Annotated in this window: 11 protein-coding genes, 4 tRNA genes and 1 other RNA gene; 12 read left to right on the forward strand and 4 right to left on the reverse strand. The window is 56.0% G+C overall.

What is annotated here, in order from left to right:
* From dxs to K349_RS0112735, 4 genes are read left to right on the forward strand one after another with little or no spacing between them, the layout of a single operon-like run.
* Positions 1–1848 carry a 1-deoxy-D-xylulose-5-phosphate synthase gene (gene dxs / locus K349_RS0112720; protein ID WP_029166161.1) on the forward strand — a complete coding sequence of 616 codons (1848 nt, stop codon included), beginning with the start codon at positions 1–3 and terminating at the stop codon, positions 1846–1848.
* The gene (locus K349_RS17230; protein WP_029166162.1) at positions 1841–2743 is read left to right on the forward strand and encodes a TlyA family RNA methyltransferase; all 903 of its coding nucleotides are present in this window, start codon (positions 1841–1843) and stop codon (positions 2741–2743) included. Before dxs ends, K349_RS17230 begins: the two co-directional genes overlap by 8 nt.
* 39 nt (positions 2744–2782) lie before the next feature.
* On the forward strand, positions 2783–3694 hold the full coding sequence (locus K349_RS0112730) for an NAD(+)/NADH kinase (RefSeq protein WP_029166163.1): 912 nt from the start codon (positions 2783–2785) through the stop codon (positions 3692–3694).
* A gap of 3 nt (positions 3695–3697) precedes the next feature.
* Positions 3698–5398, forward strand: a complete 1701-nt coding sequence (locus K349_RS0112735) for a DNA repair protein RecN (protein WP_029166164.1) — start codon at positions 3698–3700, stop codon at positions 5396–5398.
* On the opposite strand, the gene K349_RS18195 is transcribed toward K349_RS0112735, so the two are convergent.
* On the reverse strand, positions 5352–6104 hold the full coding sequence (locus K349_RS18195) for a nucleoside/nucleotide kinase family protein (RefSeq protein WP_029166165.1): 753 nt from the start codon (positions 6102–6104) through the stop codon (positions 5352–5354). The two genes, K349_RS0112735 and K349_RS18195, sit on opposite strands and share 47 nt — an antisense overlap.
* A 187-nt stretch (positions 6105–6291) precedes the next feature.
* Here K349_RS18195 and smpB point away from each other — a divergent pair, with 187 nt between their 5' ends.
* From smpB to K349_RS19755, 3 genes are all read left to right on the forward strand, one after another.
* Positions 6292–6753 (forward strand): SsrA-binding protein SmpB, encoded by a 462-nt coding sequence (smpB, locus tag K349_RS0112745; protein ID WP_029166166.1) that lies wholly within the window; start codon positions 6292–6294, stop codon positions 6751–6753.
* Positions 6754–6757: 4 nt separating this feature from the next.
* Positions 6758–7107: a transfer-messenger RNA gene (gene ssrA / locus K349_RS18865) on the forward strand.
* A gap of 578 nt (positions 7108–7685) precedes the next feature.
* Positions 7686–8537 (forward strand): tyrosine-type recombinase/integrase, encoded by an 852-nt coding sequence (locus K349_RS19755; protein ID WP_420834462.1) that lies wholly within the window; start codon positions 7686–7688, stop codon positions 8535–8537.
* Positions 8538–8576: 39 nt separating this feature from the next.
* Here K349_RS19755 and K349_RS0112755 read toward each other — a convergent pair whose 3' ends face one another.
* The 3 genes from K349_RS0112755 to K349_RS0112770 form a co-directional block, all read right to left on the reverse strand.
* Positions 8577–9785 carry a Synerg-CTERM sorting domain-containing protein gene (locus K349_RS0112755; protein ID WP_029166167.1) on the reverse strand — a complete coding sequence of 403 codons (1209 nt, stop codon included), beginning with the start codon at positions 9783–9785 and terminating at the stop codon, positions 8577–8579.
* A 256-nt stretch (positions 9786–10041) separates the two neighbouring features.
* Positions 10042–11004: an IS5 family transposase gene (locus K349_RS0112760; RefSeq protein WP_026368683.1), complete on the reverse strand. Its 963-nt coding sequence runs from the start codon at positions 11002–11004 to the stop codon at positions 10042–10044.
* A gap of 267 nt (positions 11005–11271) precedes the next feature.
* Positions 11272–11505 (reverse strand): hypothetical protein, encoded by a 234-nt coding sequence (locus K349_RS0112770; RefSeq protein WP_029166168.1) that lies wholly within the window; start codon positions 11503–11505, stop codon positions 11272–11274.
* A gap of 154 nt (positions 11506–11659) precedes the next feature.
* Here K349_RS0112770 and K349_RS0112775 point away from each other — a divergent pair, with 154 nt between their 5' ends.
* The 5 genes from K349_RS0112775 (at position 11660) to K349_RS0112795 (ending at position 12449) form a co-directional block, all read left to right on the forward strand.
* A complete protein-coding gene (locus K349_RS0112775) occupies positions 11660–11863 on the forward strand; it encodes a transposase (RefSeq protein WP_029166169.1) in 204 nt (67 codons plus the stop codon).
* A gap of 145 nt (positions 11864–12008) precedes the next feature.
* Positions 12009–12085 (forward strand) — tRNA-Arg (locus tag K349_RS0112780).
* 111 nt (positions 12086–12196) lie between these two features.
* Positions 12197–12273: transfer RNA gene (locus K349_RS0112785), tRNA-His, on the forward strand.
* A gap of 9 nt (positions 12274–12282) precedes the next feature.
* Positions 12283–12358 (forward strand) — tRNA-Arg (locus K349_RS0112790).
* Positions 12359–12373: 15 nt separating this feature from the next.
* Positions 12374–12449: transfer RNA gene (locus K349_RS0112795), tRNA-Lys, on the forward strand.
* Positions 12450–12621: the final 172 nt, after the last annotated feature.

Genomic DNA, 12621 nt, shown 5'->3' on the forward strand with positions numbered 1-12621 from the left:
ATGTCCATTCTGGAGAATATTTCCGGCCCGTCGGATGTGCGAAAACTCCGTTCGTCCGCTCTCCCGGATCTGTGCGAGGAGATCCGGGCTCTCATCACCGAGACGGTTCTTCGCAACGGAGGACATTTGGCCTCGTCGCTCGGGGCGGTGGAACTTATCGTGGCGCTTTTACGGGTATTCGATTTCTCGAGGGACAAGTTGCTCTTCGACGTGGGGCACCAAGCCTATGCGTACAAGATTCTCACCTGTCGCAGGGAGCGTTTTGCAACCCTCCGAACCTGGGATGGCGTTTCGGGATATCCCAAACGCTCTGAAAGCGCGTTCGATCATTTCGACGTGGGGCACAGCAGTACGTCCCTCTCCGCGGCGTTGGGATACGCCAAGGCGAGAGACCTGTTGGGGCAGGACCATTATGTCGTTGCGGTGATTGGTGATGGCTCGCTTCTGAACGGTATGGCCATGGAAGCGCTCAACTGTGCCCGCGAGGCCGACACGAGGGTGCTCTTTATTCTCAACGACAACGAGATGTCCATCAATCGGCGCGTGGGTGGACTTGCGGAGCATTTGGCACGTCTCTCCGTCCATCCAGCCTACCTGAAACTGAAGGAAATGGTAAAGGAGCAGTGTCGCCTGCTTCCCAAGGGAGAAAGCCTAGAAGGCGTGCTGGGTAAGGTGAAATCCCAGGTAAAGACTATTCTCCAGCCCTCGAATTTCTTCGAGGATCTGGGACTTTCCTATTGGGGCCCTTTTGACGGACACGATCCGGAGGAGCTTGAGGACATTTTCCGCCTCGCAAAACTCTATGAAAAACCACTCCTGCTCCATGTGATCACAAAGAAGGGAAAGGGATATTCTCCGGCGGAAAAAGATCCGGCCCGGTTTCATGGGATTTCCCCCCCCTCTGCGGGAGGGAACAGGGGAGAGATGAGCTGGAGCGCTGCTGCCGCTGAGGTGGCAGAGGCGATGGCCGAATCGGATCCGGGCGTGGTTTGCCTCACCGCAGCCATGATGGAAGGGACGAAACTGGCTTCTTTCGCCAAGCGGTTTCCCGATCGCTTCTTCGATGTCGGAATCGCGGAGGAGCACATGGTGACCTTCGCTGCGGGAATGGCTGCGGGAGGTCTGCGCCCCCTGGTCTTCATCTATTCGACCTTTCTCCAGCGCGCCATGGACCAGTTGGTGCACGATACGGCCATGCAGGGACATTCCGTCCTCTTCGCCCTGGATAGGGCGGGCTTGGTCGGAGAGGATGGTGAAACGCATCACGGTGTACTTGATGTCGCCTGGTGCAGGGCCGTCCCCGGGCTGACTCTCGCGGCACCGCGGGACCGCAGGGATTTGGAGTTCCTGTTCTCTCGGGCGCACCGGAACAAAGGGCCTCTTGTCGTGCGCTATCCCCGGGGATGTGCGCCCGCCGAGATCTGTCGAGCTTCCGCAAGTTCCGCTTGCGCCCCCTGGGGGAGGGCGGAGATTTTGTTCGAGGGAACAGAGTGGGTTTGTCTCGGGTTCGGGAGCACCATTCCACTTCTCCTGGAGGCTCGTGCTCTTGCGGAGGAACGAAACATTCCGGTGCCTACCGTGGTGGACCTTCGTTTTCTCAAACCCCTGGACGAAGCCCTGCTTCAGGACGTGCTTGCGCGACATCGCCTGGCCGTGGTGGCGGAAGAGGGGTCCCTGGCGGGAGGCATCGGTGAGGCCGTGGCGGAACTGGCCGGAAGGCTCGAAGACGGAGCGAAGGTACGACGTCTCGGTGTTCCCGATGCGTACGTTCCTCAAGGGACGCCGAAGGAGCAGCGACAGTACTGCGGTCTCACGGCGGAAAACGTGCTGGATCTCTTTCATGGCTGATTGGAACGGGGGGGACGATCTCACGTGTTCGCAAGTGCGGCATCTTGCTGTACCGTCCAGGATGCGCCTCGATCTCGTTCTTGTGAAGAACGGTGTGGTCGCCACGCGGAGTCTGGCTCAACGTCTCATCGATGACGGAAGAGTTTTCGTGGATGGGCTGGTTGCCACAAAGGCGGCGACGCTCGTGGATGCGGGCAGAAAGATAGAACTTCGCTGCGAGGAACGCCGATGGGTCAGTCGGGGAGCCTATAAATTGCTCAGAGGACTGGATGCTTTCGGTGTTTCTCCGGAGAAGAAGGTTTGCATGGATGTAGGTGCTTCCACGGGAGGATTTTCGGACGTACTCCTAGAGCGAGGGGCGGAGAGAATCTATGCGGTGGATGTCGGGTACGGCCAGCTCGCCTGGCGTCTCCGTAACGATCCCCGTGTGGTTGTCATGGAGAGGACCAACGCACGTCATCTTTTGCCGGAGCAGTTTTCAGAGGCCATGGATCTCATTGTCTCCGATGCTTCGTTCATTTCACTGCGTTTGCTCCTGCCGCCTCTCGAAAAACTGCTCGCCCCTTCGGGTGAGATGGTTGTTCTCGTGAAGCCCCAGTTCGAAGCCGGAAGAGAGCGCATCGGGAAAAAAGGTGTCGTTCGTGATCCTCGTGTTCACGAGGCGGTTCTTCTGGAGTTTCGGGATTTTGTTCGTACATCGCTGCGGCTTTTTCTGCACGGCGTGGATTTTTCACCCCTGCGGGGACCTCAGGGCAACATCGAATTTCTCGCACATCTCGCCTTTTCCGAGCCAACCCGCCCGCTGGACGACGCGGAGCTTGCCAGGGTCGTCCAAGAGGGGCATGCCCGTACGGAAGATTTTTCCGAAAGGCCGTGTGGAGGGAAAGGGGTTTGACAGCTCCTCCAGGATGATCCGAAAGGTGGAAACGGTGGCATGAACAGACGCGTGGGGCTCATGGTGAACACCCAGAAGAAAACGGCACTCGCCATTGCACAACGGTTGATTCTCTGGGGGCAGCGTGAGGAAGTCAACTTTCTCGCGCCTCCCTACGAGGCTTCCCTTCTCGGTATTCCCGGCGTCTCCGATCAGGAATGGCGGAACAGCGTCGATTTCGCCGTCGTGATCGGTGGAGACGGTACGTTTTTGAGAGCCGTTCGCTACGTGTTGGGCTGTGACATTCCCCTTTTCGGCATCAATGCGGGAAAACTCGGGTTTCTTGCGATTGGAAATCCGGAGACTGCCGAGGCGGATGTGTCCGCGATTCTCCGGGGAGAACACGAGGTGCAGCATCGCCGCCTCATTGAAGGAAAGGTGTGGCGCGGAAGCGGTGGAGATGTCTCCCGGAGCGCTCCCGTCCATGTTCTTTATGCGCTGAACGATCTGGTCATTACCAAGGGTGCGTTCGCAAGGCTCATTTATCTGCAGATTTTCGTGGGAGGGCGGCACCTCAACACCTTCCCCTCGGACGGAATGATCATCTCCACTCCGACGGGATCCACGGCTTATGCGCTTTCCGCGGGAGGTCCCATCGTTCCTCCCCACGTGCCGTGCATGCTGCTTGTTCCCATCTGCGCGCATACGCTGTATGCCCGTCCTCTTGTGCTGGGTGAGTACGACACGGCCACCTTCGTCGCCCTGGGTGAGCACCGGGAACTCATGCTCACTCAGGACGGGCAGCTCGGATACGAGATCCTTCCCGGAGACAGGGTCGAGGTTGCGCTCTCGAAAGACAAGACGATTTCCACCATTTCACTTCCTCATAGAGATTATTACGCTCTCCTCCAGGAGAAGTTCCAGTGGGGGAGAAGCGCCATGGACGGTCCTTTGGGGACGGAGGGATTCTGAATCATGCTGGAGGAGCTCCACGTGCGCCATGTGGGTGGAATCGCCTCGGCGGTGCTGCGGTTCCGATCCGGACTCATCGCAATCACCGGCGAGAGCGGTGCGGGGAAGAGCAGTCTCGTACGGGCGCTGGAATTCGTCTCGGGGAAGAGAGCCCAGACCTCCATGATTCGGGTGGGCAAGGAGGAAGCGGAAGTACAGGCCCTTCTCGCCATGGACCGGATCGAGGGCTTGCCCGAAGAATGCCGTCCCCAGGAGGGGACGCTCGTGGTCCGTCGCGTGCTCTCCCGTAGCGGGCGGGGAAAGAGCTACATCCAGGGGAACCCGGTGCCGCTGCATCTTCTCGCCCGATCCCTCGAAGGCACCGTCGAAATTCAAAGCCAGTTTGCCCACCTGAATCTTCTCGATTCGGGACAACAGATGGAGATGCTGGATGTCTTCGGCGGGCAGGAGATCCTGGAGATTCGCCGGGAACTGGGGCAAACCATCGCGGAGGCGCTGGACGGGGAACGGGAAATTGCGCTCATCCGGCAACGCAGAGCCGAACTGGAGGAGCGATACGAAAATCTTGAGGAACTGACCCGTCAGGTAGGGCGCCTCGGAATCGTGCCGGATGCAGAGGAGCAGTGGAGCAGGGAACTGATATCTCTCGGAGAAAAACTCAAGAGAGCGGTGCGACTTCAAACAGCAGTGGAGGTGCTTTGGGGGAACGCTTCCGACGCGGGAATCCTGGCAAAGCTGGAAGATCTCTTCCGGGAACTTCCGGAACTAACTGAGGAGCGGGAGGACCTTTCTGTCCTGGCCTCGGGCAATGAAGCACTGGAGCGCCTGCAGTCTCTCGGTGTGGCGCTTCGGAACGCCCTTGGAGAGCGTCCTCCGGAGGAATTGGAGCACGAGGCGGATGTCCTGGAGAGCCGGATCGGAGCGCTTCGAAAACTCAAGCGCCAGTTCCGGGTCGCTACCGCGGAGGAGTTGCTGGATCGTTGTGCCGCGGCAAAGGGCGATCTGGCTTGGCTCGAATCCAGCCGGGAAGAACTTGAACAGCTTCGTAAAAAACAGGAGCAGCTTCGCCGCGATGCGGGACGCCTTGCAATGCAGTTGCGCCGCCTTCGTAGTGCTGCCGCGTCTGACCTGGAAAAACGGATCAACGCAGTTCTCGATGAACTTGCTATGGAAGGGATGACCTTTTCCGTTCGGCTCCACTTCCTGGACAAGGTTCGTTCCGGCGGCGCGGAAGAGGTCGCCTTCACCCTGGCGGTGGGAGGTGCCGAGGCGGGACCGGTGACCAAGGTCGCCTCCGGCGGCGAGTTGAGCCGCCTGTTGCTGGCTCTTCAACTCTCCCTTCCCCAGGAGCGCCTTCCCTCTGCGCTCGTCTTCGACGAGGTGGAAGCAGGCCTCGGCGGAAGGGCGGCGCTACTTGCCGGGTACAAGCTCAAGGACCTCTCCGAAAAATGCCAGGTCCTTCTCATCACCCATGAGGCTACGATCGCTGCCCTGGCTACCCAGCACTTCGTGGTCACCCGGGAGGGAGACCAGACGTTTGTGAACGAAGTGGAGGATGAGATCCGAGTGCGTGAGATCGCCCGAATGCTCTCGGGAGACGCCGACTCCCCCGAGGCGTGCGCTCACGCACGAAGACTTCTCCTCGAGGGAAACGGCGCTATGAATGGAGCGGAAGCGGCAGCGTCTCGTCCCAACGCTCAATGAACGGGGATTCTTCGCCCTTCAGGAGAGCCGTAAAGGCCGCCAATGCTTTTCGGGCATCCCCCAGCGGATAGGGGAAGGCGTTCCAGTGTTCACTATCCTCTCCGTCGTGGTTCGGGATGACGTTGCCGAAACGTGGGGCGAGACAGATCTCCTTCAGCGCGCTTCCTGCACGGCGCTCCACCTCTTCAAGGTCGGGAAGAGAGAGAATTCCCTTCTGCCGTTGCATGCGCCGGAGAAGTTTCCTTCTCATAACGTCCGTGACAAATTTCTGCAGGTTCACGCCGCTCTCCGGGCTGCTCAGGAAACGGATCTCCTCAAGGCAAAAGGGTGACAGAAAGGCACACGTCACGGAAATTTCCTCTTCCGTGGCCAGACTGAGGAGCTGCTCGCCAACGAAAGGGTTGCCCTCGAAGAGAAGGCGTTTTGTTCGGAGCGTCGTCTTGAGTTCCCCCGCGTCGAGGCCCTGGAGATCTCCTCGAACCTCGAAGACGTGGAAGTCCTTTCTTTTGCCCATGTGCTCAATTGTTTCCCGTGAGCGGAAATGATAGTCCACGCCGTTGCGTTCACCCGGACGGGGTGAACGGCTGTTGTAGAGAACAAGGGGTTCCAGTTCCGCCGCAAGACGCGGATGGAACGTTTTGAACGCCGCAATCAGCGGGCCCTTCCCCACACAGGAGGGACCCGCGAGAATCACTAGACCTTGCATGTCCACCACCTCCTCGGAAAGACCATACTCCTCGCACCGTTGTACGGTCAACAGGTTCCACGGGGAGAGTCGCATTTGTCTTTGTTCCGGAAGTGATTTCCGCTGCTTCCGGAAAGGCGATTGAAATTTGACGAATATTGACGAAGCGTATCTATACAAGATATACTGAAAAAAAGGGGAGAAAAGGATGGAACACGCCGTTGTTGCGCAAAACCGGAAGGCCCGGTTCGATTTTCACATTCTCGAAACGTTCGAAGCAGGGATCGTTCTCACAGGAACGGAGATCAAGTCCGTACGGGCTGGCAAGGCGAACCTTCGGGAAGGATATGTCCGTATCGACGGCGGAGAGCTTTGGCTTGTGAACGTGCATATTTCTCCCTACGAACAGGGGACGCACTACAACCACGAACCTCTTCGGCGGAGAAAACTGCTCATGACACGCCAGGAGATCCGACGTCTCGCGAGCAAGGTACAGGAAAAGGGATTGACTCTTATCCCCTTGCGCATGTATATTAAAGAGTCCCGATGGGCCAAGATCGAAATCGCCCTCGCGAAGGGAAAACAAGCGCACGACAAACGTGATGCCGTCGCTGAGCGAGATGCGAATCGGGATATGGCCAGGGCTGTTCGCCGGAATCGGGAAGAGTGAGAAAGGGGGCGTACGGTTTCGACGGCAGGTTGGAGGGTCTGGAGGAGCAGGCCGAGGTGCCGTGACCTCGCTAAACTGCGGCAAAAACAATAATTGCCAACGATAACTTCGCACTGGCTGCCTAAGGTGTAGCCACGTTTCCTTCTTTTGTGCCGCTGGGAGGAAGAGAAACGTCACAAACAGCGGTTGCTCCGGAAAGCCCGTTCCCGTTTTTCCGGCTAAGATCAGGGAACTTGGAGTCGGCTATCCCGCCTTCGGGAGAGGCGGCTCGACATCAAAACGAAGGATAAGCCTGTAGTTGCCACCATGGCTGGCCCCTGTCGGACCGGGGTTCGATTCCCCGCGCCTCCACCAGAAGGCAATAGTTGCCGCTTGGACAAGTATCATCAGTCCTTGCGGCAACTGCTTTTTTGCATTGACTAATAAGCCGCATTATCTCTAAGAAATCTCTGAATAAGGCTGCGTCAGCCCCGCAGGGCGCCTCGCAGAGCCTGATGCGATCCGAGTCAAGGAAAAGCCAAAGGTCTTTATTCAGAGCTTCCCTAATATTACCCTAAGCACCGCACCAAACGGACACATTTCCGGACACGCTTTTGGAGGTGTTTCCGAAGTGTCCGACTTAGGGGGAGAAATGCGATACTTACTGACGTGACGATTTGTCGTTTGGCTCCGAAGGAGAAGAGATACTCCATTCTGGATTCGGAGCGGAGGGACTTTACATTGAGGTCCTGCCTGGCGGAGGCAAGCATTGGCGTCTGAGGAAGCAGGTGTAGGGCCAAGAGGTCCGCCGGTCCCTGGGGAAGTACCCCAAAATCGGGTTACGGGAGGCGCGACGCCTCGGGGATCAGCTTGCCGAGGAACTCGAACGCAACGGATTGCAGGTAAATCGGGCCGACAGTTTTGAATCCGTCGCACAGAAATGGCTGAAGATGATGGAGAAAAGTCGGACACATGGGCACGTCAGGACGGTCACATCCCGACTTGATCGACTGATCCTCCCATTCATCGGGAAAAAACCGGTTGCCGACATCGTTACGGGTGGCATACTCTCCTTGGCGAAAAAGGAAGAGGCCGCCGGCCGGATCGAAACGGCCCACAGGGTCATGCAGATCTGCGGCCAGATCATGCGTTATGCCGTCGCCACAGGCCGGACTGACATGGACCCAACCTCAAGCCTGAAGGAATCTCTCGTTTCAGGGAACCCGGAACATTTTCCGACGATGACGAACCCCGAGCAGATCGGCGGACTTCTCCGGGTCATCGACAGCCTCAACGGTTCACCGATTGTTTGTTGTGCCGTCAAACTGCAGATCCTCACCTTCGTCCGCCCGGGCGAACTGAGGTTGGCCGAGTGGAGTGAGATCTCGAAAACGGAATGGAAAATCCCTCCGGAACGCATGAAGATGCGTCGCCCTCACATTGTCCCCCTTTCAGCTCAAGCCCTTGCTGTTTTGGACGAGTTGAGGCCCGTCACAAACAGCAAATCCCGATACCTTTTTCCATCAATCCGCGATTTCAGGCGTCCCATGAGCGATATGACAATCAATGCCGCCCTGAGACGCATGGGCTACAGCCAGCAGGAATTGACTGGCCACAGCTTTCGATCCATGGCCAGCACGATTCTCAACGGGAACGGCTGGCCGCCGGATGTGATCGAGAGGCAGTTGGTGCATATCGAGAGGAATACCGTCCGCGCCGCCTACAACCATGCCGAGCATCTGGAGAAGCGGCGGGAGATGATGCAGTGGTGGGGAGCGTGGTTTGAGGACCAGATGGGAAAATAAGAGAGAGCCCAGGGGCACATCCCTGGGCTCTCTTGTCATCTATCGCTTCAGAAGCCAGACTGGCACCAGAAGGAACAATGCGAGCGGGGAAACGCCCAGGGAGCAGCCGCCGCCGGAACTGCCTCCCGCTGTTTCCTGTTTGTCGGCGGTGTAGCTCATGTGAATCGTGTAGCCGGTGCTGCTTTGCTTTCCGTTTGCCGTTGCGGTCATGGTTCGTTCGCTGGTTTGGGTGAATGTCTGAGTTATGCCGTCGTAGGTAATGGAGAAATCCCCATCGAACGGGATATTGACGTTCATGGAATACGAATATGGAGCGGTTTGTCCTGAAACCTCGTTCTTCATTGTTCCGGAGAACGACAAGTACGTGATCGTTTCGCTTCCCGCGTTTCCGGATGTCTGGACAGTTACGCGTCCCTGGTCGCTTGCACTATATCCGTTAATGGTTCCTGATCCTTCGTAGTACCATGTTCCCGCAACGGGATACGATTCACTTCCAGTCGGGGTCGGAGCTTCTTTCAACTCGGAACATAGGACGACGTACCCGGTTACTGTGTTGTCGCCGTGAACAAGATCATATCCGGAGTCCTGTGCAATGTTGAACGAGTACCAATTGATGTCGTTTTCGCTTTCTGTTTGGTATATTTCAACGAAAGACCCGTCGAATTTTTTCGCGTAGACGGTGAAAACACGTGCGGAGTCGGTTTTTTTCACGGAATGACTTTCCTGTTCGCTGTATCCGTATGTTCCAGATCGTGAGTTCCAATCACTGACAAGCCCGGTTCTGCTGATTGCGCGTACCCAGTAGTAGCGACCCTGGAAGCTCCCGAGATATCGCTCATACGAATTAGTCCTGCCGGAGACTGTTGCGATCAGTTCAGCGGTTGAGAGGTCGTCCTCCTGGCTTTCCCAGATTTCTACATTGTCGTCTTCCTGGCCTTCCGGAGTATTCCAATACAGCATGATGGAACCAAACCAACCCATTGTTCTCAAATTCGTTGGTGGCTGGAGAGAACCTTCATCCTGGTAGGTCGCTTTCGGCTCGAATTCGAGAAAGAGTGTTCCGGGTCTGCCTGTTGCCATTATTGCCTTTGTGCAGCTCGGAAATGATTCCTTTGCTTCGCTGGTCCTATCTTCGATACTTGCGGTGTCACAAAGGATGTCGTATTTGTACCCTCCTCCCCATGCGGTAAGTCCTCCAAATATTACGGCTAGGAAAGCTAAGATCAGAATTGCTAAATTTTTTTTCACACAGCATACCTCCTTCTTTTACGCGTCTCATTCCATGCTTTTCTACGCGATTCGACCTCACTGGATAATATGACCACAAAACGAGCGAAATATCATTAAGGAAACCCTGAACAAGCTTCTCTAAAAATGTTCACAGCGGGAGGAAAAGAGGAAATGCCCCGCAAAGACCACGTTTCCCGCACCTTTGGCAGCGAAACGTGAGGAATTATCTCCGTCTTCCAACCCTTTTTAACCCCGGTAGCGATTTTTAGAGACACTACCCCCCTGTGGACAGGAGAAAACCTCTCGCCATGTAGAGATTGCACAGAGCGAAGAGCACGTACACGACACCGGTATTTTTGGCGAGACCTTTATAGCGCACTTTGGTGAATCCGAAGACGCATTTGACGACGTGGAAGACATGTTCAACCCGCGAACGGACTTTTGAAAGAAGACGGTTTTGCTCTTTCTCTTCTTCGGTGAGCTTTTTGTGCTTCGTGGCTCTTTTTTGGGTATAATCCACGGCGCGCGGGGCTTTCGTCCGGATCTCTTCGGTTTTGCCCATGTAGGCCGAATCTCCCCGGACTTCTTTTTCTTCTCCGTGCAGGAGTTCACCGATTCGGGTGGAGTCGTGCACGTTCGCCGGAGTGGTGACGAGACTGTGGACCTGTTTGCTTTCCTTGTCCACACCGACATGGACTTTCATACCGAAGTAGTACTGGTTGCCCTTCTTCGTGGAATGCATCTCCGGGTCGCGTTTCTTCTCCCGGTTTTTCGTCGATGAAGGAGCATGGATGATCGTGGCATCCACGATGGTTCCCTCGGAGAGTTTTAAGCCCCGGGAGGCGAGATGAAGATTCACCGCCTCGAAGAGTTTCTCTGCGAGCTTGTGGGTTTCCAGAAGATGGCGGAACTTGCAAATCGTGGTCTCGTCCGGAACGGGTTCGTTGCCGAGATCGATACGGGCGAAGCGCCGCATGGACTCCACGTCATAGAGGGCTTCTTCTACACCCCTATCGCTGAGGTTGAACCAGTTCTGGAGAAAGTGGATCCGGAGCATTCTCTCCAGCCCTATGGGAGGACGTCCTCTTCCCTCTTTCGGATAGAAGGGTTCGAGACGAGCGCAAAGCTCTTTCCAAGGAACTATCTGTTCCATTTCGGCGAGAAAGAGTTCCCGTTTGGTGGGTTTTCGGTATTTCTCGAACGAAATGGCGCTCGCGAAAGTTTTCTGTCGCTTCATCGTACCTCAGCCCCCTGGAAAGAAGGTCGCACCGGAGGAACATGGTGGCTTTGGGATTCATTTTACGGTCTCAAGGAAAAAACGGCGACATCCGCGCGGAGTTTTTCAGAGATTCCTTAATTTTATGAATGACCATAGTTGACCTTCCAGAAGGATGTTTTCGCGTGAAGAAAAAGACAAGAGGGGGCGTGTGATCTCCCCTTCGCGGGAGTCCAACAAAAAGAGCCCCTGGATGTTTCAGGGGCTCTTTTTGTTGGAGGACTATATTCAGGCATGCAACTTCTGAAGATAGTTGGGAAATCGTTCTCTTGCCGCTGGAATGGACGAGAATGTTTTGTCTGCGACATCGGAGATTCTTGTCCAGGTTTTTCTGGAAATGTCCTTATCGCTTCCGAAGACGACAGCATTGGGAACCGACAGCCCTTTGTTCTTGTAGTGAAGCATGGTGATCAGGGATTCTTTTCCTTTGCCCTCGTTGTTCACTGCGAAGATGTGTGCCATCTGCCCTTCCGGAAGGTCAAGAGCGCAATCCACGGGGTAAAGCCCTTTGGAATCGTGCTCAGGATGGCAAAAGTCGAAATGGAACGAGAATTGTGAGGTACGTTGAAAATATCGGACACCAAAGTTACTATCCAACCAAAACGGAGGTGTCTGAATGGCAAAGAACGCAACGAACGGTCGCTATTCGAAAAAATTTCGGCATGAAGCCGTCAACATGATCATTGAAGGCGGCTTGACAGCATATGAAGCATCGCGTCAACTCTCCCTGCCCAAGTCGACCCTGGAAAACTGGGTGAGAGCGTACAAGGCCGGAAAACTTTCCGCTATTGACGACCGACCCCAAAGCATCCTCCGGTAGCTCTATTGGACTTCATTCCTGCGAGAGAGAAGAGTGTTTCACCCATTCCCTGCGGCAGTGCGATGATGTCACGGTGCGGAACCTTGCGCTTGACGTATCCGGAAGGCTGCTGTAGAATCACCTCTGCCGCGAAATGTTCTTTCGGGCGCCTGTAGCTCAACTGGATAGAGCAACGGACTTCTAATCCGTAGGTCAGAGGTTCAAGTCCTCTCAGGCGCGCCACTTATGCAGGTATTCGTGCTCGGCATGTTTTTTGAAGATACGTTGCAGCGTTTCCGTCTTTCAGGGGTACAGCGTTTTTTCGGTTGTCTGTTCCGTGTCGGTTTTGGCGTGGTGAGCGTAGCTCAATTGGTTAGAGCGCTGGACTGTGGCTCCAGAGGCTGGGGGTTCAAGTCCCCTCGTTCACCCCATTTCTTTTTGCGCCCGTAGCTCAGTGGACAGAGCGGCGGACTTCGGATCCGTCGGTCGCGGGTTCGACTCCTGCCGGGCGCGCCAGTTTTCGTCGAATGTGGACCGTTAGCTCAACTGGCAGAGCACCTGACTCTTAATCAGGGGGTTGCAGGTTCGATTCCTGCACGGTCCACCATTTATTTCCGCCACGTTCGTTTCTGTCCGTAAAGAACGCAGGCCGTCGCAAGGGCGGCTTTTTTCGTTTTCCGCCGCCGCTCTTTTCTTCGCCGTCATCTTTCGGGCCACCGCCATCTTCCGCCACCCGTGTCCGCTGCTTTCTTCTTCGCACTTGTCTTCCGAACCGCTCT

The sequence above is a fragment of the Aminiphilus circumscriptus DSM 16581 genome (genome assembly GCF_000526375.1).
Classification (GTDB): Bacteria; Synergistota; Synergistia; order Synergistales; family Aminiphilaceae; genus Aminiphilus; species Aminiphilus circumscriptus.

Coding starts and splice junctions, on each gene's coding strand:
- K349_RS0112735 (WP_029166164.1), top strand. CDS start 3,698: ATGCTGGAGGAGCTCCACGTGCGCCATGTGGGTGGAATCGCCTCGGCG.
- K349_RS0112730 (WP_029166163.1), top strand. CDS start 2,783: ATGAACAGACGCGTGGGGCTCATGGTGAACACCCAGAAGAAAACGGCA.
- K349_RS0112770 (WP_029166168.1), bottom strand. CDS start 11,505: ATGGCACACATCTTCGCAGTGAACAACGAGGGCAAAGGAAAAGAATCC.
- K349_RS17230 (WP_029166162.1), top strand. CDS start 1,841: ATGGCTGATTGGAACGGGGGGGACGATCTCACGTGTTCGCAAGTGCGG.
- K349_RS19755 (WP_420834462.1), top strand. CDS start 7,686: ATGGAGAAAAGTCGGACACATGGGCACGTCAGGACGGTCACATCCCGA.
- K349_RS18195 (WP_029166165.1), bottom strand. CDS start 6,104: ATGCAAGGTCTAGTGATTCTCGCGGGTCCCTCCTGTGTGGGGAAGGGC.
- dxs (WP_029166161.1), top strand. CDS start 1: ATGTCCATTCTGGAGAATATTTCCGGCCCGTCGGATGTGCGAAAACTC.
- K349_RS0112775 (WP_029166169.1), top strand. CDS start 11,660: ATGGCAAAGAACGCAACGAACGGTCGCTATTCGAAAAAATTTCGGCAT.
- smpB (WP_029166166.1), top strand. CDS start 6,292: ATGGAACACGCCGTTGTTGCGCAAAACCGGAAGGCCCGGTTCGATTTT.
- K349_RS0112760 (WP_026368683.1), bottom strand. CDS start 11,004: ATGAAGCGACAGAAAACTTTCGCGAGCGCCATTTCGTTCGAGAAATAC.